Origin of the sequence: Shewanella sp. Isolate8 (assembly GCF_022398495.1) — a bacterium.
GTDB lineage: Bacteria > Pseudomonadota > Gammaproteobacteria > Enterobacterales > Shewanellaceae > Shewanella > Shewanella aquimarina.
The window spans coordinates 276123-302462 of record NZ_JAKEVI010000002.1; the positions used below are offsets into that span (position 1 = coordinate 276123).

Annotated in this window: 23 protein-coding genes; 12 read left to right on the forward strand and 11 right to left on the reverse strand. The window is 56.6% G+C overall.

All coding sequences use genetic code 11. From position 1 onward, the window contains the following. Positions 1-252: 252 nt before the first annotated feature. The 3 genes from L1D43_RS10535 to L1D43_RS10545 all read right to left on the reverse strand — a co-directional run bounded on the left by L1D43_RS10535 (position 253) and on the right by L1D43_RS10545 (position 2572). Entirely contained in the window at positions 253-645 is a 393-nt protein-coding gene (locus L1D43_RS10535) for a YbaY family lipoprotein (protein WP_041509552.1), read from the reverse strand. Between the two features lie 29 nt (positions 646-674). Then, positions 675-1538: an acyl-CoA thioesterase II gene (gene tesB / locus L1D43_RS10540; RefSeq protein ID WP_160794570.1), complete on the reverse strand. Its 864-nt coding sequence runs from the start codon at positions 1536-1538 to the stop codon at positions 675-677. Positions 1539-1654: 116 nt separating this feature from the next. Next, complete coding sequence (locus L1D43_RS10545) at positions 1655-2572, reverse strand: SDR family NAD(P)-dependent oxidoreductase (protein WP_239851985.1); 918 nt, start codon at positions 2570-2572, stop codon at positions 1655-1657. Positions 2573-2979: 407 nt separating this feature from the next. Here L1D43_RS10545 and L1D43_RS10550 point away from each other — a divergent pair, with 407 nt between their 5' ends. Continuing rightward, the gene (locus L1D43_RS10550) at positions 2980-3852 is read left to right on the forward strand and encodes a 1,4-dihydroxy-2-naphthoate polyprenyltransferase (RefSeq protein WP_041509341.1); all 873 of its coding nucleotides are present in this window, start codon (positions 2980-2982) and stop codon (positions 3850-3852) included. 103 nt (positions 3853-3955) lie between these two features. Here L1D43_RS10550 and L1D43_RS10555 read toward each other — a convergent pair whose 3' ends face one another. Then, the gene (locus tag L1D43_RS10555) at positions 3956-4492 is read right to left on the reverse strand and encodes a malate synthase (protein WP_239851451.1); all 537 of its coding nucleotides are present in this window, start codon (positions 4490-4492) and stop codon (positions 3956-3958) included. 189 nt (positions 4493-4681) lie between these two features. Between L1D43_RS10555 and L1D43_RS10560 the strand changes: the two genes are divergently transcribed. After that, positions 4682-6214, forward strand: a complete 1533-nt coding sequence (locus L1D43_RS10560; protein WP_239851452.1) for a DUF3612 domain-containing protein — start codon at positions 4682-4684, stop codon at positions 6212-6214. Between the two features lie 70 nt (positions 6215-6284). Here L1D43_RS10560 and gndA read toward each other — a convergent pair whose 3' ends face one another. After that, a complete protein-coding gene (gene gndA, locus L1D43_RS10565) occupies positions 6285-7826 on the reverse strand; it encodes an NADP-dependent phosphogluconate dehydrogenase (RefSeq protein ID WP_239851459.1) in 1542 nt (513 codons plus the stop codon). Positions 7827-8085: 259 nt separating this feature from the next. Further along, complete coding sequence (locus L1D43_RS10570; protein WP_239851461.1) at positions 8086-8559, reverse strand: MarR family transcriptional regulator; 474 nt, start codon at positions 8557-8559, stop codon at positions 8086-8088. A gap of 225 nt (positions 8560-8784) precedes the next feature. On the opposite strand from L1D43_RS10570, the gene L1D43_RS10575 reads away from it, so the two are divergent. Further along, positions 8785-9783 carry an NADP-dependent oxidoreductase gene (locus tag L1D43_RS10575; RefSeq protein ID WP_239851463.1) on the forward strand — a complete coding sequence of 333 codons (999 nt, stop codon included), beginning with the start codon at positions 8785-8787 and terminating at the stop codon, positions 9781-9783. Positions 9784-9874: 91 nt separating this feature from the next. Here the strand turns inward: L1D43_RS10575 and L1D43_RS10580 are convergent, their stop codons facing one another. From L1D43_RS10580 to L1D43_RS10590, 3 genes are all read right to left on the reverse strand, one after another. Beyond that, complete coding sequence (locus tag L1D43_RS10580; protein ID WP_239851465.1) at positions 9875-10066, reverse strand: DUF3185 family protein; 192 nt, start codon at positions 10064-10066, stop codon at positions 9875-9877. A gap of 298 nt (positions 10067-10364) precedes the next feature. Continuing rightward, positions 10365-10838 carry a cytoplasmic protein gene (locus tag L1D43_RS10585; RefSeq protein WP_239851467.1) on the reverse strand — a complete coding sequence of 158 codons (474 nt, stop codon included), beginning with the start codon at positions 10836-10838 and terminating at the stop codon, positions 10365-10367. Between the two features lie 47 nt (positions 10839-10885). Next, on the reverse strand, positions 10886-11890 hold the full coding sequence (locus L1D43_RS10590; RefSeq protein WP_239851469.1) for a toxin-antitoxin system YwqK family antitoxin: 1005 nt from the start codon (positions 11888-11890) through the stop codon (positions 10886-10888). Between the two features lie 188 nt (positions 11891-12078). Between L1D43_RS10590 and L1D43_RS10595 the strand changes: the two genes are divergently transcribed. After that, positions 12079-13707 carry a methyl-accepting chemotaxis protein gene (locus tag L1D43_RS10595; RefSeq protein WP_239851472.1) on the forward strand — a complete coding sequence of 543 codons (1629 nt, stop codon included), beginning with the start codon at positions 12079-12081 and terminating at the stop codon, positions 13705-13707. 61 nt (positions 13708-13768) lie between these two features. Here the strand turns inward: L1D43_RS10595 and L1D43_RS10600 are convergent, their stop codons facing one another. Then, positions 13769-15673, reverse strand: a complete 1905-nt coding sequence (locus L1D43_RS10600) for a propionyl-CoA synthetase (protein ID WP_239851474.1) — start codon at positions 15671-15673, stop codon at positions 13769-13771. Between the two features lie 286 nt (positions 15674-15959). Between L1D43_RS10600 and L1D43_RS10605 the strand changes: the two genes are divergently transcribed. From L1D43_RS10605 to L1D43_RS10640, 8 genes are all read left to right on the forward strand, one after another. Beyond that, positions 15960-16361, forward strand: coding sequence for a MerR family DNA-binding transcriptional regulator (locus L1D43_RS10605; protein WP_239851476.1), 402 nt, complete (start codon positions 15960-15962; stop codon positions 16359-16361). Positions 16362-16470: 109 nt separating this feature from the next. Then, positions 16471-17640 (forward strand): isovaleryl-CoA dehydrogenase, encoded by a 1170-nt coding sequence (locus L1D43_RS10610; protein ID WP_239851478.1) that lies wholly within the window; start codon positions 16471-16473, stop codon positions 17638-17640. A gap of 89 nt (positions 17641-17729) precedes the next feature. Next, positions 17730-19337, forward strand: a complete 1608-nt coding sequence (locus L1D43_RS10615) for a carboxyl transferase domain-containing protein (RefSeq protein WP_239851480.1) — start codon at positions 17730-17732, stop codon at positions 19335-19337. Positions 19338-19386: 49 nt separating this feature from the next. Then, a complete protein-coding gene (locus L1D43_RS10620; protein WP_239851481.1) occupies positions 19387-20187 on the forward strand; it encodes an enoyl-CoA hydratase-related protein in 801 nt (266 codons plus the stop codon). A 57-nt stretch (positions 20188-20244) separates the two neighbouring features. Further along, positions 20245-22278 (forward strand): acetyl/propionyl/methylcrotonyl-CoA carboxylase subunit alpha, encoded by a 2034-nt coding sequence (locus tag L1D43_RS10625; RefSeq protein WP_239851482.1) that lies wholly within the window; start codon positions 20245-20247, stop codon positions 22276-22278. 2 nt (positions 22279-22280) lie between these two features. After that, positions 22281-23180 carry a hydroxymethylglutaryl-CoA lyase gene (locus L1D43_RS10630; RefSeq protein WP_239851483.1) on the forward strand — a complete coding sequence of 300 codons (900 nt, stop codon included), beginning with the start codon at positions 22281-22283 and terminating at the stop codon, positions 23178-23180. Between the two features lie 46 nt (positions 23181-23226). Continuing rightward, positions 23227-23928: a CoA transferase subunit A gene (locus tag L1D43_RS10635; protein ID WP_144200389.1), complete on the forward strand. Its 702-nt coding sequence runs from the start codon at positions 23227-23229 to the stop codon at positions 23926-23928. A gap of 12 nt (positions 23929-23940) precedes the next feature. Next, positions 23941-24597: a 3-oxoacid CoA-transferase subunit B gene (locus L1D43_RS10640; protein WP_144200387.1), complete on the forward strand. Its 657-nt coding sequence runs from the start codon at positions 23941-23943 to the stop codon at positions 24595-24597. Between the two features lie 108 nt (positions 24598-24705). On the opposite strand, the gene L1D43_RS10645 is transcribed toward L1D43_RS10640, so the two are convergent. Then, positions 24706-26280, reverse strand: a complete 1575-nt coding sequence (locus L1D43_RS10645) for a PAS domain-containing methyl-accepting chemotaxis protein (RefSeq protein ID WP_239851484.1) — start codon at positions 26278-26280, stop codon at positions 24706-24708. Positions 26281-26340 lie beyond the last annotated feature (60 nt).

Consider the following 26340-nt stretch of genomic DNA (forward strand, 5'->3'; position numbering starts at 1 on the left):
TTGTCTGTTCTTAAATTACTCTTGCTCAAATTACCCTTGTTCAAATTGCCTTTGTTCGAGTTGCCTTGCTCAAATAACCAGGTGTCCAATTGCAAAGGCCTGCACAAAAGTTTATACGCCAAGGCTAACCGCAAGTTTCATCCACAAAGCCTATTCTCAAAAGCCGAGCCTGAAGGCTATCCTCTATGAGCTCCGCTGAAAACGCGCCATAAAAAAGGAGCCCTTGGGCTCCCTTCGCTTCATCAAGTAGGTCTACTTGACCAGTTTCATCACCACTTCCGTGGTGTACTTGCCGTTATTAATCACCGGAAACCTGTCGTAGGTCTGGAAGATCACCTTGCCCTGATACTGGATCATGGCGACCACACCATAGTTGACACTCTTGTCTATGGTCTCGCGGGCGAAGGCAAACTTAAAGGGCACCGGGGCTCTGGCGATATCGAAGCTCTTCTGGGCGATGATGGCGCCCGGGGTGTCGAGATCGATCACGGCTATGGTAATGCTGCAACCTTGGGGCAGATTGATCTTCTCCAGATAACCGGCGGCGCCATTGACGAAAATCGGCGGCTCGGGCTCTACCGTCACACAGCCCGCCAACAAAATAAGCAGCAAAGACGCCAATATGGCTTTCATTTTCATCTTCATCACATTCAACCTTTCACTCACTGTTTCATTTATCCCTGTGTTAATCGAATCAAGCCTTCCTGGGTCGCCGAGGCCACCAGCTCACCACTCTGGGTGTAAAACTCGCCGCGCACGAAGCCACGACCGCCACCGGCATTGGGGCTATCTATGCTATAGAGCAACCACTGGCTGAGATCCAGCGGACGGTGGAACCACATGGCATGATCTATGGTCGCCATACGCATGCCAGGGGTTAAGAAGGAGACGCCGTGGGGCTGAGCCGCCGTCACCAGGAAATTGAAGTCTGAGGCATAGGCCAGCAGATATTCGTGCACCGAGAGATCGTTAGGCACCTTACCATTGGCACGGATCCACACATGCCTGATGGGCTCGCGTTGGTTAGGTGCCATGGGGTTACAGGGGTTCACCAGACGCATCTCAAGCGGCGAATCCGCCATAAACTTCTCCAGCACCTTACGAGGCACCTTGTCTCTGAGTGTCGAAGCCAGCTCCTGCTGATTAAGCAAGCCCTCTGGCCCGGGCACATCGGGCATCTGACTCTGGTGATCTAGGCCTTGCTCGGGCTTTTGGAAGGAGCAGGTCATGTAGAAGATGGGTCTGCCCTTCTGAATCGCCTTCACTCGGCGGGCACTGAAGCTGCCACCGTCACGCATATTTTCCACGTCATAGACGATGGGCAGTTTCTCATCACCGGCACGCAAGAAATAGGAGTGGAAGGAGTGCACCTGACGCTCACTGTCGACGGTCTGCGCCGCTGCGCTGAGGGCCTGGCCCATGACCTGTCCGCCAAACACATGGCCGAACCCCAGATCTTGGCTCTGACCGCGATAGAGGCCGACCTCTATCTGTTCGAGCGATAACAGGGATAAGAGATCATCTAATACCTGACTCATGCAACCTCACCGATAACTCATCAATATTGGTCGTCAAGCTTACCTTAGATTCCCCTTATCTTGCTAGGGCCTGTCGATCTTTGCCGTTTGTTTTTGCAGCAGTTTGTCACCGCCGGCTATTCGATGTCGACATGATGCTCGGCGGCGCTGCGCCTTGCCCAGGCGGTCACCTGCTCCTCGCCGCTCTCGTGGTAATGGCAAGGCTGCGCCCGATAAAGTTCATCCCAGCGCAGGGCGATCACCTCGGGCTTGCAATCATCTTCGACGATTCGCAGCGGCTGAAACTCGACAAACATTCCATGGCTTACGCTACCGGCGGCGGCAAGCAGGTGTTGGCCACTACAGGCATGAGAGGAACAGAGATAGAGCAGCGTGGCATTGACAGACGAGGTGCTAAACAGTGGCTTCACCAAGGGACTGAGATGATGCTCGGTCATGGCGGTCAGCGCCTGTGGCACTAAGGTATTGACCGAGATATTGTAGTCCCGCCCCTCCTTTGCCAGGCTGTTGACCAGGCCGACCAAGGCCATCTTGCTGGCACTGTAGTGGGTCTCATGCATATCGCCATAGAGGCCGCTGGCCCCTGCCGTCATTACGATGCGGCCATAGTTTTGCCGCTTCATCAAGGGCCACACCAACTTGGTCAGATGGAAGCTGCCGTTGAGATCCACCTCCAGCTGCCGCTGCCATTGGTCGAAACTCAGGGTATCGAAGGAGACAGGCGCATGAATGCCGGCGTTGTTAATGGCGATATCGATGCGCCCCCAGCGCGCCACCACAGTCTCGATCGCTTCGCGAAGCGCCTGACTGTCACACACGTCAATATGGAAACTCAGGCAGTCGGCGCCCAGCTCGGTCAGGGTACGAGCCGTCTTATTGAGGCCGGCACCACTATAGGTCTGACAGCGGCTATCGCCGCATCCCGAATCGATAATGGCCAAGCGCGCACCGCGCTCGGCTAAGGCGATCGCATAGGCTCGTCCTAAGCCTGCCCCAGCTCCTGTGACGACAGCTACCTGTTCATCAAAACGCATCATCCTGATCCTTGTCTCTCGCCGCCAAAAAGCCTTATTCGACCTAAGTATTAAATTTATAAAACCTATATAAATTAATTAGATAAGCTTAAAGCATTCCCGGCTGAATCTCACCGTCAGACAGCTATAACAGCACATGTCAGGCCGGAGATCTTTGAGGCTGGCAACAGATTTGATGGAAAAAGACAGCAAAGGTGTGCGCCGCGTCAAAATTACACAAATTTTTAACAAGGCGTTTAAGGTTTATTAAAGGCTTGGGGGATTATCCTAAAGATCCCGGAAAAATAAAACGAGGCTGTTCACATAATGCTAATGCAAGCGCTTCATCGACTTGGGCTTATTTGCTATGCTTGGGCTATATTTTCGAGCCTGACTCAATCCCTACCTAATAATTACGAACACAGATAATGAATCCCTGGATCCTGGCGACACGCCCACGTACTCTTCCCGCAGCCATTGGCCCTATCTTAGTCGGCAATGCGCTCGCCCTATCACTGACACAATTTAGCTGGCTAATTGCCGCCACCTCCATGTTGTGCGCACTATTGCTGCAGATCGCCGTTAACCTGGCCAACGACTACTTCGATTTTAAGAGTGGCATCGACACCGAGGAGCGACTCGGCCCGGTTCGCGTCACCCAGAGTGGCCTGCTCGACCCGAGCAAGGTGCGCAACGCCATGATCGCCTGCCTGGTGCTGGCGCTATTGGTGGGTTCCTTACTCATCTATCACGGTGGATGGCCCATCGCCATACTCGCCGCCGCCTCGATTTTGGGCGCACTTGGCTATAGTGGTGGTCCCTACCCGCTGGCCTCTCACGGCCTGGGCGAAGTGGCCGCCTTTGTCTTCTTCGGCCTGGTGGCCGTGGTCGGCAGCTACTACCTGCAGGCCCACGACACCAGTGTCGCCGCCTGGATCTTAGGCAGCGCCATCGGCCTGTTTAACGCCGCCGTGATGCTGGTCAACAACACCCGCGACATCCCCACCGATGCCAAGGCGGGCAAGCGCACCCTGGCGGTCAAGATAGGTGAAGGCCAGGCCAGAGTCCTGTATCAGGCCTTAGTCTATCTGCCTTTCGCCCTGATTATTGGCGGTTTCCTACTGGGGCTACTTCCTGGATTGCCCGTCTTGCTCGGCGGCCTTTCGCTCATTCTGGCGCGCAAGCTAAACAGCGAATTTAGTCAAACGACCGGGGCGGCCCTAAACCCATTACTGGGTCGTACCGCCAAGCTGACGGTGATCTTTAGCGCGTTGTTCAGCCTGGGATTGGCGCTGGCCTAAGGCAAAGTGAGTAGCACTATCTAAGCTAAGACAACTATAAAAAATGCCAGTATAAAAAATGCCAGCAATTGCTGGCATTTTTTATAGCGAGTCGTCACACATTTTAGAGGCTGTATTCGTTGCCGTCTTTGGAGGTGAACTCTTTGCAGTGTTGATCCGCCTGTCCAGTCACTAGGCTGGTCCAGGTGCGCTGGCAAGGGCTCTGCTCACTATTGACGATTGTCATCAGCGCCGCCTCGACCTGTACGTCGTCGATACCGGCCAGATCGTGACGTCCCTGCTCGCCGCGGCGATCCAGTGCAATCTCGATATGGAAACCGTTGTTCTTCAGCACCAGTGAGCTTGGCTCACACTTATGACCCGAGAGCGCCACAAATTGCTTGGGCTGTGCCAGGCCACTCTGGCTGCCGTCGGCGAAGAAGGCCAGCAGCTGCTTGTAGTAGATCACATAGCTACACACATCCTGGTGAGAGCCCTGACTCAGCGGAAAGTACTCATCTAATATCTGCTTGGCATAGGTCAGGCCGTCTTGCTGTGTCTGAGTTGCCAGTGCGTTGTTTCCGTTAATCTGTGTCATAGGCATTACCTGCTTGATGAAGTTATAGATACTCTGGTCTAGTTGCTGTGTCTGTATATTCATCGCCTCATCCCTCTCGCTTGTGATAGCTATTCTAGTACTCGCTAATTTTGACTCGCTGACGACAATTGCCCTACAGCGTCATGTGGCTCTCATTAGGGATGAATGATTCCCCCGATTGCTTAATTTGTAGTCTAGCGACTTTTTTATTACAATTTCACAATAAAAATTTCACAGTGTGAATTTTACAAAATGAAAACCAATAGCAGCTTGATGAGAAAGTCACATTTTCTGGGTACCAAGATACGCAACCTCAGGAAACGTAATAATCTAACCATGGAAGACCTATCGGCCCGCTGTGTCAGGGTGGACGCGGATTCGGCGCCCTCGGTTTCCTACCTCTCCATGATAGAACGCGGCAAGCGGGTGCCCAGTGCAGGCATGCTGGCGGTGATCGCCGCCGTGTTCCAAAAGGAGGTGGATTGGTTTCTCGATGATGCCCCCGAGGAGCAGGCTATTACCCCGGTCAAGGGCTCTCGCGGCGGAATAAGCGGTATGGCGCTGGAGCCAAGCTTCCTGTTCTCCAATGAAATTTTACAAATCGCCATCCCTGAGATGCTGTCCCAGACCGGCATCAGTGGTCGGCAGTTCGCCCACCTGCTGATCCGTGCCCATCAGGAGCATCATCAGAATCATTTTCCCGATCTCGAGCGCGCCGCCGAAGAGGTGGGACTGAAACGCATGCCCCTGAGCCTCGAGGATCTGCTTGCCATCGTCCAACGCCTCGGCCTGGTGGTGAAGTGGTTTACCCGAGCCCCCAAGGCGATCCGCGAGGAGGCTGGCGCAGGGAAACAGCACATCATCACCTCCTACTTTGAGCGTCCCAACAAGATCTGTCTCAACCAGCTGCTTAACCAGCATACCCGGCGTCTCAAGTATGATCTGGCGGTTCACATCGGCCACAGCGTTCTGCACAACAAAGATGGCTTGAAAAGCATCATGGTGGCCGGACGCAGCCACGGCACCAGCCTGGTGGATGAGGCCGACAATCATGGGCAATCATCGACCGTGGACGCCCAGGATATCCTGCATGCCTGGCGAGACTTCGAGTCCAGCTTCTTCGCCGGCGCCCTGCTCTGTCCTAAGGTGCCCTTCAGACAGCTACTGGACCGCCACGGCTACGAGATAGATGTGGCCAAGTTGGTGGATGTCTCCCCCTCGGTGGCCATGCGCCGCATGACGGCGGTCTCGCCCTACAGTCACTGGCACTACTTCGACGCCTACTCGCCCGGTAAACTCAAGGCGGTGTACCGCGGCAACGGCATCCCCCTGCCCTGGGGCAACATGCGCCAGGTGGAAGATCCCTGCCAACACTGGGCGGTATTTAGGATGATCAACGCCTCGACCCAGGGCTCTTCGGCGCAGATCTCCATCTTAGATGTGGGTAACGAGCCTAAGATCTACTGCTGCGAATCGATTAGGGTGAAAGATCTGGCGGGTAATCCCCATGTGCTCTGCGCCGGTATCGACCTCAACCCGGCCATCCAGGCCCAGGGCGGTGACGCCAATCAGGTGGCTCAGCAGCTCAAGGAGGTCTGTGTCGACAAGGGGGGCTCAGCGCCGCTGCCGAGCAATATCAAGACAGATATTAAACGCGTCGCCAAGATCCTCAACATCAACTGGGTCGAGCGGGGCATCGACAGCGAGGCCAGGCTCATCTGCGCCCGCGGCGCCAGCTGTCCCCGTAAGCCAAGCTGCTACGAGAGCGGCGGCTGTCAGGGCTAACCGAAACCAGGGCACACTTTGGAGATAAAAAAACCGCTAACGAGTAGCGGTTTTTTATTGTCAGCAGCAATCAGAGCTTCTCTAGAGTGCGATCGCTCAGGCTCCAGTTGAGGTGATATTTCTCCCCCGCAGGCTTATCGATACGCTCGAAGGTATGGGCACCGAAGAAGTCCCGCTGTCCCTGCAGCAGGTTAGCCGGCAGTGTCTCGCTACGGTAGCTGTCGTAATAGGCCAACGCCGAGCCGATACAAGGCACGGGGACACCGCTCATGATGGCTCTTGCCACCGCGCGGCGCCAATCTTGCTGCTTGGCCGACAGGGCCAGGCTAAAGGTCTCCGCCATCAGGAGATTATCCAGGGGTTGACCCACCCGCTGCGCCTCTTGGTAAGCCTGGGTGATGGACTGTAGGAAGGTCGCGCGAATAATACAGCCGGCGCGCCAGATCTTGGCAATTTCGGCAAAATCCAGCTGCCAGCCACGCTCCTGAGCGTTCATCGCCATCAGCTGAAAACCCTGGGCATAGCAGGCGATCTTTGCACAGTAGAGGGCGTTTTCGAGCTCGTCGATAAAGGCGCCGCGCTCATCCTCGCCGAGTTCAAGCGGCTGGGGGCCTGCGAGCAGCAGACTCAGCTGCTGACGCTGATGTTTCTGGGTACTGACCGCCCTGGCATAGACGGCTTCGGCTATGGTCGGTGCCGGGCAGCCGATCTGTAGGCTGCTGACCGCGGTCCACAGGCCTGTGCCTTTCTGACCCGCCTTATCCAAGATCATCTCAACCAGGGGCTTGCCCGTAAGCGGGTCGGCCTGAGAAAGCACCTCGGCGCTGATCTCCATCAGGTAGCTGTTGAGGCTACCCTGATTCCAGCGGGCGAAGATCTCCCCCACCTCACGGGCGCTAAGCCCCAAGCCATCGCTGAGCAGCTGATAGGCCTCGCAGATCAGCTGCATGTCGGCGTATTCGATGCCATTATGCACCATCTTCACGTAGTGACCGGCGCCTGCAGGACCTATGTAGGTGGTGCAGGGCTCGCCCTCGGTCACTGGGTTTCCTGGCTCCTGACGCTCTATGGGCAGGCCAGTGTCGGGATCCACCTTGGCGGCGATCGCCTCCCAGATGGGCTTGATACGATCCCAGGCCTTGATGTCGCCGCTTGGCATCAAAGAGGGGCCGAAGCGAGCCCCCATCTCACCACCAGAGATGGCGCAGCTGAAGAAGATAAACTTGCCTTGATATTGGGCTTCACGCTCTACCGTATCTGTCCACAGGCTGTTGCCTGTATCCACCACGATATCATCCTGCTCAATACCGGCCTGCAGCAGGGCATTACAGACACCATCCACAGGCGCGCCGGCTGGTACCGACAAAACTAAGACACGCGGCTTTGCGAGACTAGATAACATTTCTGAAAGATTGCTACAGCCTTCGATACGCTGTGTATGATTGGCAGGACGCTCTTTCTGCTCCTGTTCCAGTAAGGCATCTATCTTGGCACTATCGAGATCGAAGGCGGCGACGCGGTAGTCGTTATCGGCAATGTTGAGCGCCAGGTTCTTGCCCATGACGCCAAGGCCTATCACGCCTATGTCGAGGAGGTCTGAGTGATTTTGCATGAGATTTTTCCCCATGGGAAACTGAGATTGTCTACACCTATCTTTTATTATAGTCTGGACTATCTGAGTCAAATCATGAGCTTAAATCGCTCTATTGCTTCAACTGCGAGCCACATAGTCGATAGGCACGAAATTGGTCGCGATTATACAAAAACTGGTAAGTTAATTACTAGAAAAACTCGGCGATGACTGACCGCCTGACAGAACAGTGTTTCCTTTTAAGCGCAAAGGGCCACAAAGCCCTTATACATTAAGAGGTTCACTCGCGTAGATTAAGATCTTGGGTCAGGGTCAAGCAGATCTGCCGCAGCTGTTCGAGCTCGGCATCCGACACACTCACCTTCTCCAGTAAGGTTTGCTTCAACGCCAGGGCATCTTGCTTAAGCGCCTCGCCGGCGGGCGTCATCTGAATCACCTTCTTGCGCTCGTCCCGACTGTCCACCTGGCGCACCAGCAAGCCCTTGGCCTCCAGGCGCTTGACGATGGGGGTTAAGGTGCCCAGATCGAGGCGGGTCGCCTGAGACAGATCGGTCAGGCTAGCCTTGTCCTTTAACCAGAGTGCCTGCATGGTCAGATATTGTGGATAGGTCAGATCGCACTGCTGCAGCAAGGGACGATAGGCCCGCACCAGGGCATTGGCGGCCGTATAGAGGGCGAAACAGACATTATCCGACAGGCATTCTCCCCCCTCGACGACATCCGTCGTCACTTGCATCATTTGCGTTTCACTCATCTGCTTACTCTTCATCTTACCGGACACTTTTCAAAGCACTTTCAAGGCGTTGCTCATTCTAGCAATCGGTCGCCTCACTTCAGGTCATCTATCTTAACAGAATTGACGCAGGATACGCTGACATCAAAACTCATTACTTTGCGCACAAAGTATTTGCATTGCGCTCAATTTATTTGTAGAGTCTAACACAATTAGTTAGCGCGCAAAGCAAAAGAGGACAACTTAATGCAAGCACAAGAGATAATACTGGCCAGCCGCCCTGAAGGCATGCCGACTCAAGCCAACTTCAGCCTGAAACAACTTGAGTTACCGCCGCTCAAGCCAGGCGAGTTTTTAGTCAAGAACCTATGGATGTCGGTCGACCCTTATATGCGCGGCCGAATGATCGATAGAGAGAGTTACATCGCTCCGTTCGCGCTGGGTGAAGCATTGGAAGGTGGCGCCATTGGTGAGGTGATCGAATCGAACCATGAAGGCTTTCCCGTGGGCAGCAAGGTGAGCAGCATGAAAGGCTGGCGCAGCCACTATGTTACAGATGGTACGGATCACACCCTGCTACCGGATACGCCCCTGTCAGAATCTCATTTTCTCGGCGTCCTGGGCATGCCGGGCATGACGGCCTGGACAGGCCTTAACCGTATCGCCCAGCTAAAAGCCGGTGAGACCCTGTTTGTCTCGGCGGCCTCGGGCGCGGTGGGCAGCGTCGCCTGTCAGCTAGGGCTTCTGATGGGTGCCAAGGTTGTTGCCTCCGTGGGTTCGGATGAGAAGGCCGAGGCGCTCAAGGCGATGGGAATCGAACAGGTGATCAACTACAAGACGACGCCTAACCTGAGCCAGGCACTTAAAGCCGCCGCCCCTCAAGGGGTCGATGTTTACTTTGAAAACGTAGGCGGCGAGCATCTGGCTGCGGCGCTGGATAACATGAACGACCATGGCCGTATCGCCGTATGCGGCATGATTGCCCAGTACAACGATACAGCACCGACGCCTGGCCCAAGCAACCTGGCCTACATCATCATGAAGAAGCTGAGAGTGGAAGGCTTTATCGTGTTCGAGCACTGGCAACACTATGGCGAGTTCGCCAAGCAGATGAGTGAGTGGCTGGCCAACGGCAAGGTCAAAGCCGAGCAGACCATATATGAAGGACTAGAGAATGCCCCCGCGGCCTTCATCGGCCTGTTCGAAGGCAAGAACCGCGGTAAGATGGTAGTCAAGCTGGCTTAAATATCGCCTAGCCTATCGAAAAAACCGGCTCGCTGAGCCGGTTTTTTTATAACGGAAAAAGCAGCCCTCGTCTATGCGAGAGTGATAGCCGCTACTTTAATTTCAGCAGACCTATCAAGACACAGATGGCACCGCCAACCATACCCGCCCACGCCTCTATCGGCGTATCGCCACTAATCGCACGGGAGATCTGCGAACTGGTGGAGTCGTAGATGTTATATCCCCACCAGGCTAAGGCCACGCCTATGACCAATAGCACTATCCCTAAATACTGACTCTTCATTTCCATAGCCTCTTGAAAATAGTTGACCGCCTCAGCATACGACAGCTCAAAGTGCTATATCAATGGCAAAGTCACTGGCTTAGTCACCGGCCCAGTCTCCGGTTCTGCCACCGGCCGAGTCTCTGACTTAGTCTCCGGCTGAGTCACAGGCTTAGTCACCGGCCGAACAAGCGCATGCACCGACTTCCAATTCGAGCCCTTGACTTACCTAACTCTGCCCAAGGCCCTAATCACTATGTTTATCTCTAACTAATAATTAAAACTGTGCGGTTAAAGCTGTGCGGCTAACACTGTACGGTTAAAACACCAGTGTGATGCTCTGTCCGGCCGCCAAGGATTGCCACTGAGTCGAGAGCTGTGTGATGCTCGCTAGCATCTGCTCGAACTCATGCTCACTCACCTGAGGGATAACTAGTCCGCGCTGCTCACAGCTCTGGGCGAGCAGATAGCTGAAGGCCTCGAAATTAAGCTCCTGAGACCAGTAGAGCGACTGCAATGACTCTACCATAGACTCCGTCTGCCACACCTGGGTCTTATCGGCTACCTGACGCGACAGCTGGTTATGCTCCAGGGTGAAACTTATATTCGCCCCGGCCTTTAGCTGACCATAGAAGGCACCAGGGATCGCCAGGGTCTTCTCCACCACGTAGTGGATCATGTCATGGGGCGCTATGCCCTGCTCTGGCATCTGCGTCTCGGTGCGACTGGCATCCTGTCTAATGCAAGTTAGCCTGCCGTAGCGTCCATCTCCCTTGGTAAAAACGACTTGCATACTTTAACTCCTTCTCCTGAATTCCTTACACCTTATTTCCTTGCCCCTTACTCCTTGCTCTGGGCTCTGGGAACTGAGTTCTGAGCACTGTCCGCTTCAAGCCGCGCCTTTGGCTCCTCACCCACAGAGATGAGCCGACCATCTGGGCTGAATCGGCGCCACACGCCTACCTTCTCGCCATCTTGGTATTGTCCTTCCTCGGCAAGCTTGCCACCACGGTGATACTTGCGGTAGCTGCCATCTAACTGGTTGTCGCGGTAGTTCTTTACCTGCTCTGGGCTGTTATCAGCATAGAAGCGTGTCCAGGTCCCCATCTTACTACCCGAGTCATAATATTCGATGCACTCCTTGGCGCCATTTTGATAGAACTCGATCACCTCTCCGTGCAGCTTTCCGGCCTTGAAGTGAGCTATCCCCTTCAAGATATCGGTGTCCTGAAAATAGGAGCGCCACTCGCCCTCTTCCTTATCCTTCACCATAGGGCCCTCGATCACCACCTTGCCGAAGCTATATTGCTGCCACAGGCCGTCGCGCAGGTCGTCCACATAATGGATGCGGTTGCGCAGCCTGTCTGGATCCCAATAACTGGTGCTCCAGCCGTTGCGCTTGCCCTGGCGATACTCGATAGACTTAGACAGCAGGCCTCCTTGGAAACCATAGTGCGCTTCTGTCCCCTCTTTCAGTCCATTGTGATAAGGGATGGTCTTATTCAGGGTGCCATCCTCCAGATAGACCCGGGTCACCCCCTCTAACTGGCCGTCGACATAGGGCTCGACTACTTCGATAGCGCCAGTTTCATAGAAGCTCACCAGCTCGCCGTTAAGTTTGCCCTGATGCAGGGTGGCTTGTTGCTTCAGCCACCCCTCTTCGGCGAAATACTTCGCCTTACCGCTATAGGGCTCGGCCTCGTCGCGCAGGTGAAAGCGACCGTTCACCTTCTCTAATGCGTCTAACTCGACATAGTCCTTCGTCAGCTCACTCGCCACCTGGTAGCCCAGACCCAATAGGGTCACCACGACCAGGCCCACCAGCAAGCGCTTAGGTTTCATCATCCTTTTACTCCAACTCCCTGACCCCAAAAGTAGTCCTTTTTCCTCTGTCATTTCTCTCTATTAGGCAGGTCGCAGCCATTCAAAAAATAAAAGCTATAATTTACAGCTAATTGGTCATCAGACATGCCAAGAATGCCGCTATAGTTAATAGATATTGGTCTTTTGGCAAGTACTTTATGGGGAAGCTTATGAATATTAGAGACTTGAGTGTGGTCAAGAAGATATGGGCAAGTTATCTGGCCGTGTTTATCGTCTTCATCCTGGTTGCCATGTTATTGATGTTAAGTCTATCGACATTAAATCAGAACATTCGCACCTTGACCGATAAGAGTCTGCCCTCGGTCGCCATTCTCAAGGGGATCCAGGTGGACATTACCAAGGTCCGCAAAGATGAGTTCTCCCTGCTTCCCAACAGCGACAACCCTAAGATAGGCCAGTGGCTGCAAGATCTGGACAGATGGCGCGCCGATGTTCAGGCGGGCATTTCCGCCTATGAGGCCCTGGAGCTCAACGCCGAAGAGAGGCAATCCTTTAAGGTATTCAAAGACACCTGGAATCAGTACATACAGGAGACCAGCGCCTATAACGGCCTGCTCAATCAGGGGGATGCCGACAAGGCCAACCAGGTGGTGCTGGCGAGTTTCGGCACCTACTCCAAGGCGCTGAGCAGCCTGGACGACACCCTGGGACTCAACGATGAACTGGTCAAGCAGATAGGCTTAAATGTGCACGATGAGGCGCTATCGACCCAATATAGCGCCGGCATAGGCGCGCTGGTGATCATCATAGTGATCGCCCTCGCCTCCACCCTGCTATCACGCGCCATCTGCCGCCCCATCGACCGGGCGCTGGCCTTTGCGGCCAATATTGCCAAGGGACAACTCACCAACGCCATCGACGAGGAGGCCCTGACCCAGGATGAGCTAGGCACCCTGCTGCGCGAGCTAGTCACCATGCAGGCGAATCTGCATGCCCTGGTCTCAGAGATCAACGACTCCACCATACAGCTAACCGCCGCCGTCGAAGAGGTGAGCGCCATCTCGGCGCAGAATGCCTCCAGCATGCAGAATCAGCAGCTGGAACTGAGCTCGGTCGCCTCGGCCATGACCCAGATGCAGGCCGCCGTGGGTGAAGTGGCGCAAAATACCGAAAACGGTGCGACCTCGGCCTATTCGGCCACAGAGATCGCCAAACAAGGCACAGAGACGCTGGCCCAGACCATAGCGGTGATCGAGCGTGTCTCCCAGACGATTCAGGAGTCGGACCTGCTGGCTCACGAGTTAGAATCCAGCTCCAACAACATCAACATGGTGGTGGATGTGATCCGTGGCATCGCCGAGCAGACCAACCTGCTGGCCCTCAACGCCGCCATCGAGGCGGCTCGCGCCGGCGAGCAGGGTCGCGGCTTCGCCGTGGTGGCCGACGAGGTGAGATCCCTGGCGCAGCGCACCCAGGACTCTACCGCGCAGATCGTGGATATCGTCAATCAACTACAGGAGAACAGCAGCAAGATAGGTCACTCGAGTCAGGAGTGCCAAACCGGCATCGCCCAGTGTGTCGAGCAGGTGAATGCGGCGGGAAGTCAGATAGGCGAGATAGAACATTCGGTGGAAAATATCGCCCAGATGAGCACCCAGATCGCCACCGCCTGTAGCGAGCAAAATGCGGTCTCCGAGGAACTCAACCGCAGCGTGGATCATATCAATAATGTCTCTACCGAGATGACCGAAGCCTCGTCACAGACCGCCATCGCCTGTCAGGAGATAAGTAGCCTGGCCCACAACCTCAAGGCCAGGATAGAGACCTTCAAGCTGTAAGCTGACCTGAAAAACAAAAAGGGCCCTAAGGCCCTTTTTTAATAGCAAGCTAAAAGCGATACTAGACGTGGGCGTCGGCATACCCCATGCGGGTCAGGGCATTACGCACCAACTCGAGTGTATAGGGATCTTCGATCGTCGCCGGCATCTTGAAGCTCTGGTTATCGGCAATCTTACGCATGGTGCCGCGCAAGATCTTACCCGAGCGTGTCTTAGGCAGCTTAGGCACGGCGCTCACCAGCTTAAAGGCCGCCACAGGGCCAATCTGCTCACGTACAAGGGCGATGAGCTCCTTGTAGAGTTGCTCGTCGCTGAGATCGCAACCTTTCTTGAGCACCACCAGACCCAGCGGCACCTGCCCCTTGAGCTTATCGTCGACACCAATCACCGCCGCCTCGGCCACCGCCTCATGCTGACACAGCACCTCTTCGAAGCGTCCGGTCGATAAACGGTGACCGGCCACATTAATGATGTCATCGATGCGGCTCATGATATAGAGATAGCCATCTTCATCCATGTAGCCCGCATCCCCTGTGAGGTAATAACCTGGATACATGGAGAGGTAGCTCTCTTTATAGCGCCCCTCGTTTTGCCACAGGGTCGCTAGTGTGCCCGGCGGCAGTGGCAGCTTGATCACCACGTTACCCGACTGATCCGGCGCGACACTATCGCCCATCTCATCGAGTACCTGCACGTCATAGCCGGGTACCGCCTTGGCTGGCGAGCCCGCCTTGACCGGCACGGGCGCCGTGCCCATCAGGTTGGCGGCCACAGGCCAGCCGGTTTCTGTCTGCCACCAGTGGTCGATCACCGGCTTATTCAGCTGCTGCTCGGCCCAGTGCAGGGTATCGGGATCGCAGCGTTCACCGGCGAGGAACAGGGTGCCCAGACAGCTAAGATCCACATCCTTCAGGTAACCACCTTCGGGATCGTCACGTTTGATGGCGCGGATCGCCGTCGGCGCGGTGAAGAAACTCTTCACCCCATATTTGGCTATGGTACGCCAGAAGATGCCGGGATCTGGCGTGCCCACCGGCTTGCCCTCGAACAGCACAGTTGTTGCGCCCACCAATAAGGGGCCGTAGACGATGTAGGAGTGACCAACCACCCAGCCCACATCCGAGGCGGCCCAGAACACGTCGCCGACATCGATATCATAGACATGCTTCATCGACCAGGCGAGGGCCACGGCATGGCCGCCGTTGTCGCGCACCACGCCTTTGGGCTGGCCCGTGGTACCCGAGGTATAGAGGATATAGAGAGGATCGGTCGCCTCGACCTTCTGGCAATCGATATTCGGCGCATCGGCCATCGCGCTCTGCCAATCGACGTCGCGGCCATCGAGCAGCTCGGCCTGCAGCTGAGGACGGTTGAGGATCACGCACTGATCCACCTTGTGAGCGGCCTGCTCGAGCGCATCATCCAGCAGCGGCTTGTAGGCCACCACGCCAGAGGGCTCGACACCGCAAGAGGCAGAGAGGATCATCTTAGGCTTGGCATCCTCGATGCGGGTCGCTAGCTCGTTGGCGGCGAAACCGCCGAACACTACTGAGTGAATCGCGCCGAGTCGCGCACAGGCCAGCATGGCATAGGCGGTCTCTGGCACCATGGGCATATAGATGATCACCCTGTCGCCTTTGACCACGCCCTGGCTGGCCATGTAGCCGGCCAGTCGGCTCACCTGTGCCTGCAACTCGTTGTAGGTGATCCCATATTCTGTGCCCGTTATCGGGCTCACATATTGAATCGCCACCTGATCGCCGCGCCCGGCCTCGACGTGTCTGTCGACCGCGTTGTAACAGGTATTGAGCTGACCGCCGCTGAACCAGCGATACATAGGTGCCTGACTGTCATCGAGTACCCGCTCAAACGGCTTGTCCCAGGTTAAGGCCCCGGCGGCCTCGCCCCAGAAGGCATTGGGATTATCGATAGATTCCTGGTGTAACTGATTATGCAAATCCTTCATGTGATCTTCTCCGAATGACATGCGCCCGCCACTCACGGTCGACATATCGGCTTCCCCTTCCAAACGATTTGGCTTATGCGCCATAGATCACATTATGGAGGCAAGTGACACTTTTCCCATTAGACCTTTGCCTAACCTATCCGCAAACCCAGGACTGGTGGTTATTTCACCACTTATTGCTGAGATTTTTACAGCCAAACACGCCGATCAGACCACCTAAAATCTTTACCTTTACGTAAACTTCATATATCGTGCTAGAAAAGTTAATCAATATGGTATTTTTTCGATGAGCGACAAACACAGTCCACAGACCACCTACTCCATCAGCGACCTGTCTAAGGAGTTCGATATTACCACACGTAGTATCCGCTTCTACGAAGATCAGGGGCTGCTCAAACCCAAGCGCCGTGGGCAAACCCGCATCTATGGCCTGAAAGATCGCGTGCGCCTCAAGCTGATCTTACGGGGTAAGCGCCTGGGCTTCTCGCTCGCCGAAACCCGCCGCTTATTCGAGCTCTACGATGCCGACAAAAACAGCAGCACTCAGCTACATACCATGCTGGAGTTGGTGGAAGAGAAAAAATCGGCCCTGCAGCAGCAGATGGACGACATCAAGGTGGTCTTGATGGAGCTTAACTCTGCCGAGCAGCAGTGCCGCGCCGCCCTGGAGCAGCAACAGAACACCTAGGGGGTAGCAAGGACCATATCGAATTAACACAGCAACAAATTAGACACAAGCCAGGCTAGGAAGCCTGACTAAAAAAATTATAAAAGCATAAGACCTGTAGGATAAAACCATGACTCAACTCTACTCTTCTCTCAACTTCGGCCTCGGTGAAGATGTCGACATGCTGCGTGATGCAGTGCGTAGCTTCGCCGCCAATGAAATCGCTCCTATCGCCGCCAAGGTGGATCAGGAAAACGCCTTCCCTAACGAGCTATGGCCCGTACTGGGCGAGATGGGACTACTCGGGGTCACCGTCCCCGAAGAGTTTGGCGGCGCCGACATGGGCTACCTGGCCCACGTGGTCGCCATGGAGGAGATCTCTCGCGCCTCGGCCTCTATCGGCCTGAGTTATGGTGCCCACTCCAACCTGTGTGTTAACCAGATCAACCGTAACGGTAATAGCGAACAGAAGGCCAAGTACCTGCCTAAGCTGGTGAGCGGCGAGCATATCGGCGCCCTGGCGATGAGTGAGCCTAACGCAGGTTCGGACGTTGTCTCCATGAAGCTGAGCGCCCGTAAAGAGGGGGACCGTTATATCCTCAACGGCAACAAGATGTGGATCACCAACGGCCCGGACGCCGACACCTATGTGATCTACGCCAAGACAGACATGGACAAGGGGCCACACGGTATCACCGCCTTCATCGTCGAGCGTGGCTTTAAGGGCTTCAGCCAGGCGCAGAAGCTGGACAAGCTGGGCATGCGTGGCTCTAACACCTGTGAGCTAGTGTTCAAAGATTGCGAAGTGCCTGAAGAGAACATCCTAGGCGGTCTCAACAACGGCGTTAAGGTGCTGATGAGCGGCCTGGATTATGAACGCGTAGTGCTCTCTGGCGGCCCACTTGGGATCATGACCGCCTGTATGGATATCGTGGTGCCTTACATTCACGAGCGTGAGCAGTTTGGCAAGTCTATCGGTCAGTTCCAGCTGGTACAGGGCAAGCTTGCCGACATGTACACAGGCATGAACGCCGCCAAGTCTTACGTCTATAACGTGGCCAAGTCATGCGATCGCGGCGAGACCACACGTAAAGACGCCGCCGGCGCCATCCTTTATAGCGCGGAGCTGGCTACCAAGATGGCCCTGGATGCCATCCAGCTGCTAGGCGGCAACGGCTATGTTAACGAATACGCCACGGGTCGCCTGCTGCGCGATGCCAAGCTTTATGAGATTGGCGCCGGTACCTCAGAGATCCGTCGCATGCTGATCGGCCGCGAGCTGTTCAACGAGTCGAAATAGTCGAATGCGTAAAACGGGCCGGAGCTAATCCGGCCCAGGGCGGGCAATCGCCACTTCCCGTTCACCACAGTCTTAAAAGGAACCAAGCCGTGACGCAACTGAGCAGTCAAATCAATCCCCGCAGCGACGAGTTTAAGGCCAAGCATCAACAGATGAGCCAGGTGGTCGCCGATCTCAAGTTAAAACTGTCTGAAATCGAACAAGGCGGTGGCGCCGTCGCCATGGAGCGCCATCTCTCCCGTGGCAAGCTGTCGCCACGTCAGCGTGTCGAGAAGCTACTGGATCCCGGCTCGCCGTTTCTGGAGATCTCCCAGTTTGCCGCCTACCAGGTCTATGACGACGTGGTACCGGCCGCGGGCATTATCGCCGGTATCGGCCGCGTCAGCGGTGTCGAGTGCATGATCATCGCCAACGACGCCACGGTGAAGGGCGGAACCTACTATCCGCTGACGGTGAAGAAACACCTTCGCGCCCAGGAGATCGCCGAGCGCTGTCACCTGCCCTGCATCTATCTGGTGGACTCGGGCGGGGCTAACCTGCCACGCCAGGATGAGGTCTTCCCCGACAGAGACCATTTCGGTCGCATCTTCTATAACCAGGCCAAGATGTCCTCCAAGGGCATCCCACAGATCGCCGTGGTGATGGGTCTGTGTACCGCGGGCGGCGCCTATGTGCCCGCCATGGCCGATGAGTCGATCATCGTCAAGGAACAGGGCACCATCTTCCTGGCGGGCCCACCATTGGTGAAGGCCGCTACAGGCGAAGAGGTCTCGGCCGAAGAGCTGGGCGGCGCCGAGGTACATACTAAGATCTCGGGCGTAGCCGACCATATGGCGCAGAACGATGAACACGCGCTTGAGCTGGCGCGCAAGTCGGTGACTCGCCTCAACCATAACAAGCAGATCGCCAGCCTGCTGAGCCCGGCGAAACCGCCTAAGTTCGATATCAACGAGCTCTACGGCATAGTCGGCACAGATCTGAAGAAGCCATTCGATGTCAAAGAGGTGATCGCTCGTATCGTCGATGACTCAGACTTCGATGAGTTTAAGGCCAACTATGGCGCGACCCTGGTATGTGGCTTCGCCCGCATCCACGGCTACCCAGTCGGCATCGTCGCCAACAACGGCATCCTCTTCTCCGAGTCGGCGCAGAAGGGCGCCCACTTTATCGAGCTCTGCTGCCAGCGCAAGATCCCACTGCTGTTCCTGCAAAACATCACCGGCTTCATGGTGGGTAAGAAGTATGAGCATGAAGGGATCGCCAAGCATGGCGCCAAGATGGTGACCGCGGTTTCCTGCGCCACCGTGCCTAAGTTTACCGTGATCATCGGCGGCTCTTATGGCGCCGGTAACTACGGCATGTGTGGCCGCGCCTTCGAACCGACCATGATGTGGATGTGGCCTAACGCCCGCATCTCGGTCATGGGTGGCGAGCAAGCAGCCGGCGTACTGGCGACCGTGCGCCGCGATGGTCTAGCCCGTAAAGGAGTGGACTGGCCGGCCGAAGATGAGGCCGCCTTCCGCGCCCCTATCGTGGCTCAATATGACAAGGAGGGACATCCTTATCATGCCAGCGCTCGTCTGTGGGACGATGGCATTATCGATCCGGCCCAGACCCGTGACGTAGTCGGCCTGGCCCTCTCTGCGGCGCTCAATGCGCCAATTGAAGAGACTAAGTTTGGCGTGTTCCGCATGTAATGCGCCGCTCAGTCAGCAATCGATAACGCAGAGGCAAGGAAGGATACCCATGACAAGCCAAACGATTACGCAAGAATTTGAATACTTAAGCTGCGCCCTAAGCGACGGGGTCGGCGAGATGGTGCTTGACCGCGCCGACAAACATAACGCCTTCGATGAGGTGATGATCGCTGAGATGATCGCCGCCCTCGACCTGTTCGCCAATGACGACAGCTGTCAGCTGCTGGTGCTTAAGGCCAACGGCCGTAACTTCAGCGCTGGCGCCGATCTCAACTGGATGCGCAAGCAGGCCAAGATGGATTTCGAGCAGAACCTGAATGACGCCAACGAGCTGGCGACCCTGATGCATAAGCTGGACAAGTTCCCCAAGCCGACCCTGGCCTTGGTACAAGGGGCAGCCTTCGGCGGCGCCCTTGGACTTATCTGTGCCAGCGATATCGCCATCGCCGATAGCCGCGCCAGCTTCTGCCTGAGCGAGGTCAAGCTAGGGCTTATCCCGGCGGTGATCAGCCCCTATGTGGTACGTGCCATGGGCCAGCGCGCCTCGCGCCGCTACATGCTGACCGCCGAGCGCTTCGACGCCGAAACCGCGCTCAAGCTCAATGTGATCCATGAGATTAACGATGATCTCGATAGCGCCAGCGCGCCCATCATCACGGCGCTCAAGGGCAACAGCCCTCAGGGCATGGCCTGGGTCAAGACCCTGCTGTCACGCCTGGAAGATGGTGTGATCGACCAGGAGACCCTGGCCTACACCAGCGAGCGTATCGCCCGCATCCGCGTCTCAGACGAGGGCCAGGAGGGGCTTAACGCCTTCTTCGAGAAGAGAAGCCCAAGGTGGAACGCCTAATGAACACAGAGATCATCTTAGACCCTATTGCCCTACCAGTTCGGGGAGCTCGCTAACATGTTTACCAAATTACTGATCGCCAACCGCGGCGAAATCGCCTGCAGAATCATCAAGACCGCACAGGTCATGGGCATCAAAACCGTCGCCCTCTACTCAGACGCCGACAAGGACGCCCGCCATGTAGCCATGGCCGACGAGTCCTTCTATCTGGGCGGCAGCGCCCCAAGCGAGTCCTACCTCAAGGGCGAATTAATCCTTGAGATCGCCAAGCGCAGCGGCGCCCAGGCGATCCACCCTGGCTACGGCTTCCTGTCGGAAAACGCCGATTTTGCCCGCCAGTGTGAGCAGGCCGGTATCGCCTTCGTCGGCCCAAGCGCCGATGCAATCGATGCCATGGGCAGCAAGAGCGCCGCCAAGATCATCATGGAAAAGGCCAATGTGCCTCTGGTGCCGGGCTATCACGGCGACGACCAGAGCGACGAAGTGCTGCTCAAGGCCTCTAAAGAAATTGGCTTCCCTCAACTGATTAAGGCCGCCTACGGCGGTGGTGGTAAGGGGATGCGTATCGTCGAGTCCGAGTCTGAAGCCCTGGAAGCAATCAACTCGGCGCGCCGCGAGGCGGCCTCATCTTTTGGCAACGACAAGCTGCTGATCGAGCGTTATCTGAGACAGCCTCGTCACGTCGAGGTGCAGGTATTTGCCGATACCCAGGGCAACTGCATCTATCTGTCGGATCGCGACTGCTCCATTCAGCGTCGTCACCAGAAGGTGGTTGAAGAGGCACCGGCGCCGGGTCTGTCCGACAGCCTGCGCCGCGCCATGGGTGAAGCCGCCGTCGCCGCCGCCAAGGCAATCGACTATGTGGGCGCGGGTACCGTGGAGTTTCTGCTCGACACCCATGCCAGCGACGAAGCCGACTGCTTCTACTTCATGGAGATGAACACGCGTCTGCAGGTAGAGCATCCCGTCACCGAGATGGTGACCGGCCAGGACTTGGTGAAATGGCAGCTGATGGTCGCCAGCGGCAGCGAGCTGCCACTGCGCCAGGAAGATGTGCGCATTCACGGCCACTCCTTCGAGGTGCGTATCTACGCCGAAGATCCGCAAAACGAATTTCTGCCCGCCAGCGGCAAGCTCAACTTCCTGCGCGAACCCGAACAGAACCGTTATGTGCGCATCGATTCCGGCATCCGCGAAAACGATGTGATCAGCAACTTCTACGACCCTATGATCGCCAAGCTGATCGTCTGGGACGAGTCGCGTCCCCGCGCCCTGCAGCGCCTGGTGCACGCCCTGGAGTCTTATCAGATCAGTGGCCTGAAACACAACATAGAGTTCCTGGCCAACATCGCCGAACATCAGGCCTTCGCCCAGGCCGATTTCAGCACAGACTTTATCGAGCGTTATGGCGACACCCTGATTGGTGCCAACCTAGATGGCGACAACAGCAGCGAGCAAAATGGCGCCCTGGCCTTCGCCGCCCTCTATCATCTGTGTGCCCAGAAGGAGCAGGCCAAGCTCACCGCGACCAACAGCCACGACCCTTATTCGCCTTGGGGGCAGGTCAGCGGCTTCAGACTCAACCGCAGCGGCGTACATCAGCTCTCTCTGCTGGATGACCAACATGAGATCCAACACCTGACCCTGAGCCAAGTGGGCGATTGCTACTACCTCAGCCTCAACGAGCAGCAACTGACCCTGAGCGGTGAGCTAAAGCAAGATCTGCTGCACGCCGAGATCAACGGCCACAAGAGCAAGATCCCCGTCAGTCGTGAAGGCGACGACTTCACCCTCTTCCTGCCAAGCGGCAGCTATCACTTCCGCGCCCTGCAGACAGAGGTCGTGGAAGATCAGGCCAGCAGCGAAGATAAGCTCAAGGCGCCGATGAACGGCACTATCGTCACTCACCTGGTCGAGGTGGGCGATGAGGTCGAGGCGGGTCAGGGGCTGATGGTGATGGAAGCGATGAAGATGGAATACACCATCGAAGCGCCGTTTGACGGCAAGGTTGCCGCCTTCTTCTTCCAGCCAGGTGAGCTAGTGAGCGACGGCGCCCTGCTGCTGGACGTTACCCCGAACGAGGACGCCTAACCATGAGCAAGACTTATCCAAGCCGGGTCAGCATCTTCGAGGTCGGCGCCCGCGACGGCCTGCAGAACGAGAAGGCGGTCACCACCGCCGATAAGCTGACCCTGATCGACCAGCTCGGCGAGGCGGGCCTGACCCGCATCGAGGCCGGCAGCTTCGTCTCCCCCAAGTGGGTGCCGCAGATGGCCGACTCGGGCGAGATCTTCCGCCAGCTGAGCAAACGCCCGGGCGTGGTCTACAGCGCATTGACACCGAATCTCAAGGGGCTGGAACTTGCCCTTGACGCCGGCGCGGACGAGGTGGCCATCTTCGGCGCCGCCTCGCAGAGCTTTAGCCAGCGCAACATCAACTGCTCTATCGAGGAGTCGATCGAACGCTTCATCCCTGTGATGGAGGCGGCTCAGGCGAAACAGATCCCCGTGCGCGGCTATGTGTCCTGCGTGCTGGGCTGTCCCTACGAGGGCGAGATCCAGGTCGAGGAAGTGGCTCGTGTGGCAGAGATCCTTTACAAAATGGGCTGCTACGAGATCTCTCTGGGTGACACCATAGGCGTTGGCACCCCCTTAAATGCCCGTAGAATGGTAGAAGCGGTCGCGCGCAGGGTGCCGGTGGAGAAACTGGCGCTACACTTTCATGACACCTATGGTCAGGCATTAGCCAATATTCTTGCCTGCCTGGAGACTGGCGTCAGCGTCATCGACAGCTCGGTGGCCGGCCTGGGTGGCTGCCCTTATGCTAAAGGCGCATCGGGCAACCTGGCCACGGAAGATCTGGTCTATATGCTCCACGGCATGGGAATAGAGACAGGTGTGGATCTTAACGCCCTGATCACCGCGGGTAACAACATCAGCCAGGCGCTTGGCAGAGTCAGCGGTGCCAAGGTCGCACGCGCGCTAACAGAATAATAGGGTTAGGCTCAGGCCCGACTCACGCTCAAAGGAGATAATGATAATGGCAGGACTCAATAAGCTGGTCGCCAGCTATGAAGAAGCATTGGAAGGTCTGACAGACAACATGACCGTCATGGTCGGCGGTTTCGGCCTCTGCGGCATCCCAGAAGGCTTAATTGCCCAGATGGTTAAGAGTGGCGCCAAGGGGCTCACCGCCATCTCAAACAACGCCGGGGTAGACGATTTCGGTCTGGGGCTGCTGCTCAAGAGCCGTCAGATCAGTACCATGATCGCCTCCTATGTGGGCGAAAACGCTACCTTCGAGCAGCAGATGCTCTCGGGTGAGCTCAATGTGATCCTCACCCCGCAAGGCACGCTAGCCGAGAAGATCCGCGCCGGCGGCGCCGGTATCCCCGCCTTCTTTACCGCAACCGGTTACGGCACCCCGGTAGCCGAAGGCAAGGAGACCCGTGAGATCGACGGTCGCCACTATGTGCTGGAGCCTGCGCTGACCGCAGATTTCGCCCTGGTGCGCGCCTGGAAGGCCGATACCATGGGTAACCTGGTGTTTCGCAAGACGGCGGCTAACTTCAACCCTATGATGGCCACCGCCGGTAAGATCACTGTGGTCGAAGCCGAGCATATCGTCGAGCCGGGCGAGCTGGATCCAGACCATATCCATACACCAGGCATCTATGTGGATCGCCTGATCCAAGGTACGTTCGAGAAGCGTATCGAGCAGCGCACAGTGAAGAGCAAATAGGGAGGCGACACCATGGCTTTATCGAGAGAACAACTGGCACAGCGTGTTTCCCAGGAGCTACAGGATGGTTTTTATGTCAACCTGGGCATTGGCATCCCGACGCTGGTCGCTAACTATATTCCCGAAGGCATGCAGGTGATGCTGCAGTCGGAAAACGGCCTGCTGGGCATGGGCGAGTTCCCCACAGAAGAGACCATAGACGCGGATCTCATCAACGCGGGTAAGCAGACGGTCACCGCAGTGCCCGGCGCCTCCTTCTTCTCCTCGGCCGAGAGCTTCGCCATGATCCGTGGTGGTCATGTGGATCTCACCGTGCTGGGCGCCTTCGAGGTGGATGTCGAGGGCTCTATCGCCTCCTGGATGATCCCAGGCAAGCTGATCAAGGGCATGGGCGGCGCCATGGATCTGGTGGCCGGTGCCGACAATATTATCGTCACCATGATGCACGCCGATAAACACGGCAACTCTAAGCTGCTGCCTAAGTGTGAGCTGCCGCTGACCGGCTATGGCTGCATCAAGCGTGTGCTGACCGACCTTGCCTTCCTGGAGATCAAAGATGGCGCCTTCCACCTGCTGGAACGTGCCCCAGGCGTAAGCGTCGAGGAGATCATCGAGAAGACGGCCGGCAAGCTTATCGTGCCTGAGCATGTACCCGAGATGCAGCTCTAATCCCTAGGCTTTAAGCCTTAAAAGAGAAGCCTCAAAAGAAAAGCCCAGAGTGAACTCTGGGCTTTTTTATTACCGAAAACTAACGCTTAGGCATTCGCTAGACATTGGTTAAGCATTGGCGCGATGCACCGCCTGACGCCAGAACTGACGCGCCAGCTGGCGTGACTCCATCGACTTGAGTGAGCTGCGCTCGCCAAGCTGCCTATCGGCCTGGGACTGGGCAAAACCTTCGCTGGCCAGCTCGCTGATCGCCTGCAGCGAATCGCTGATATCCACTGCCGCCAGTCCCTGCTCCTGCATGGCATCGGCGCTCAGCTCCGTCATCTGATTGATCTTATCGATACGGCTCACCAGCTCGGCAAACACGGCCTCAGCCTGCTTCACCAGCTGCACCGCCTGGGTTGCTTGGCGCTGACCTGCGGTCAGAGTGTTAGCGGCATTAGCCGTGCTCTGCTGGAACTTGGCGATGATGGCATCGATCTGACTGGTGGAGTCTGCGGTGCGCGCCGACAGCTGACGCACCTCGTCGGCCACCACGGCGAAGCCCCGGCCCGACTCCCCAGCTCTTGCTGCCTCGATGGCGGCGTTAAGCGCCAGCAGGTTGGTCTGCTCGGCAATCTTGGTTATCACCTCAAGCACCTGATTAATTGCCACGCTGTCATGTTCAATTTCACTCACCACCTGGGCAAAGTTACCTACCTCGCCATGTAGCTCATCTATGCTGGCCACCACGGCATCGAGCTGCTCATAGCCCTGCTGCACCGCCGCCTGACTGGCCTCGACATCGACTGACACCTGCTTGATCTGTTGGCCCAGCTCATTGAAGCTGGCGGTCAACTCCTCGACCGCTGCCGCAGCCTGGGCCGTCTGTTGATTCTGACCATCGGCGCGATCGGCGGTGGCCGTGATAGAGCTCAGCAAGGTGTCACTGTCCCTGGCGATAGTGGTCGAGGCGTCTGTCATGCGCCCCACCACCCCGGCGATCTCCGCGGTGGTGAACTCCATGGCAAACTGAATATTACCCAGCTCGTCCCGCCGCCCGGCATAGATATGTCTAGCCACAGGATCTGACACTATGGACAGCGCATGCTGGTTGAGGGCGCGCAGCGGCGCCAACATAGCGCGCATCCCAAAGACCAACAGGGGGGCGCAAAGCAGCGCCAGCCAGGGGGAGATGTTGCTTAGCCCAATGGCTAGCAACAGACAGACAAGGGCGAACAGGGTCAGCTTAGCGCCATAGCTGAACTTGGCATCAACGATCTCGCTGCGCTGCTCGGCGCTGTTTAGGCTCTGATAGATGTCGCTGGCGCGCGCAACCTGCTCCTGACTGGCCCGGCGGCGCACGGACTGATACTCCTTGACCTGGCCGTTCTCCAGCACGGGCGCCACATAGGCGTTGACCCAGTAATAGGAGCCATCTTTACAGCGATTCTTGACGACGCCCAGCCAGGGTTGCTTATCGGTCAGTCGCTGCCACAACATGGCAAAGGCGGCTTTTGGCATGTCTGGATGACGCACTATGTTGTGGGGCTGACTGAGTAACTCCTCTTCGGAGAATCCACAGATACGACAGAAATCCTCGTTGGCGTAGCCTATGTTGCCCTTGAGATCTGTGGTGGAGAGCAGGATATCATCGTCGGTCAGCGCAACCTCGTTGTCGATTACGGGTTGATTATTTCGCATTGCATTTTAATTAGTTATCAAAGCGGTGACTGAATTTTGACGCCTAACAATTTACTGACA

Excerpts from the sequence above, each read along its gene's own strand:
- L1D43_RS10535 (WP_041509552.1), bottom strand. The coding sequence starts at position 645 with ATGAAGATGAAAATGAAAGCCATATTGGCGTCTTTGCTGCTTATTTTG.
- tesB (WP_160794570.1), bottom strand. The coding sequence starts at position 1,538 with ATGAGTCAGGTATTAGATGATCTCTTATCCCTGTTATCGCTCGAACAG.
- L1D43_RS10545 (WP_239851985.1), bottom strand. The coding sequence starts at position 2,572 with ATGCGTTTTGATGAACAGGTAGCTGTCGTCACAGGAGCTGGGGCAGGC.
- L1D43_RS10550 (WP_041509341.1), top strand. The coding sequence starts at position 2,980 with ATGAATCCCTGGATCCTGGCGACACGCCCACGTACTCTTCCCGCAGCC.
- L1D43_RS10555 (WP_239851451.1), bottom strand. The coding sequence starts at position 4,492 with ATGAATATACAGACACAGCAACTAGACCAGAGTATCTATAACTTCATC.
- L1D43_RS10560 (WP_239851452.1), top strand. The coding sequence starts at position 4,682 with ATGAAAACCAATAGCAGCTTGATGAGAAAGTCACATTTTCTGGGTACC.
- gndA (WP_239851459.1), bottom strand. The coding sequence starts at position 7,826 with ATGCAAAATCACTCAGACCTCCTCGACATAGGCGTGATAGGCCTTGGC.
- L1D43_RS10570 (WP_239851461.1), bottom strand. The coding sequence starts at position 8,559 with ATGAGTGAAACGCAAATGATGCAAGTGACGACGGATGTCGTCGAGGGG.
- L1D43_RS10575 (WP_239851463.1), top strand. The coding sequence starts at position 8,785 with ATGCAAGCACAAGAGATAATACTGGCCAGCCGCCCTGAAGGCATGCCG.
- L1D43_RS10580 (WP_239851465.1), bottom strand. The coding sequence starts at position 10,066 with ATGAAGAGTCAGTATTTAGGGATAGTGCTATTGGTCATAGGCGTGGCC.
- L1D43_RS10585 (WP_239851467.1), bottom strand. The coding sequence starts at position 10,838 with ATGCAAGTCGTTTTTACCAAGGGAGATGGACGCTACGGCAGGCTAACT.
- L1D43_RS10590 (WP_239851469.1), bottom strand. The coding sequence starts at position 11,890 with ATGATGAAACCTAAGCGCTTGCTGGTGGGCCTGGTCGTGGTGACCCTA.
- L1D43_RS10595 (WP_239851472.1), top strand. The coding sequence starts at position 12,079 with ATGAATATTAGAGACTTGAGTGTGGTCAAGAAGATATGGGCAAGTTAT.
- L1D43_RS10600 (WP_239851474.1), bottom strand. The coding sequence starts at position 15,673 with ATGAAGGATTTGCATAATCAGTTACACCAGGAATCTATCGATAATCCC.
- L1D43_RS10605 (WP_239851476.1), top strand. The coding sequence starts at position 15,960 with ATGAGCGACAAACACAGTCCACAGACCACCTACTCCATCAGCGACCTG.
- L1D43_RS10610 (WP_239851478.1), top strand. The coding sequence starts at position 16,471 with ATGACTCAACTCTACTCTTCTCTCAACTTCGGCCTCGGTGAAGATGTC.
- L1D43_RS10620 (WP_239851481.1), top strand. The coding sequence starts at position 19,387 with ATGACAAGCCAAACGATTACGCAAGAATTTGAATACTTAAGCTGCGCC.
- L1D43_RS10625 (WP_239851482.1), top strand. The coding sequence starts at position 20,245 with ATGTTTACCAAATTACTGATCGCCAACCGCGGCGAAATCGCCTGCAGA.
- L1D43_RS10630 (WP_239851483.1), top strand. The coding sequence starts at position 22,281 with ATGAGCAAGACTTATCCAAGCCGGGTCAGCATCTTCGAGGTCGGCGCC.
- L1D43_RS10635 (WP_144200389.1), top strand. The coding sequence starts at position 23,227 with ATGGCAGGACTCAATAAGCTGGTCGCCAGCTATGAAGAAGCATTGGAA.
- L1D43_RS10640 (WP_144200387.1), top strand. The coding sequence starts at position 23,941 with ATGGCTTTATCGAGAGAACAACTGGCACAGCGTGTTTCCCAGGAGCTA.
- L1D43_RS10645 (WP_239851484.1), bottom strand. The coding sequence starts at position 26,280 with ATGCGAAATAATCAACCCGTAATCGACAACGAGGTTGCGCTGACCGAC.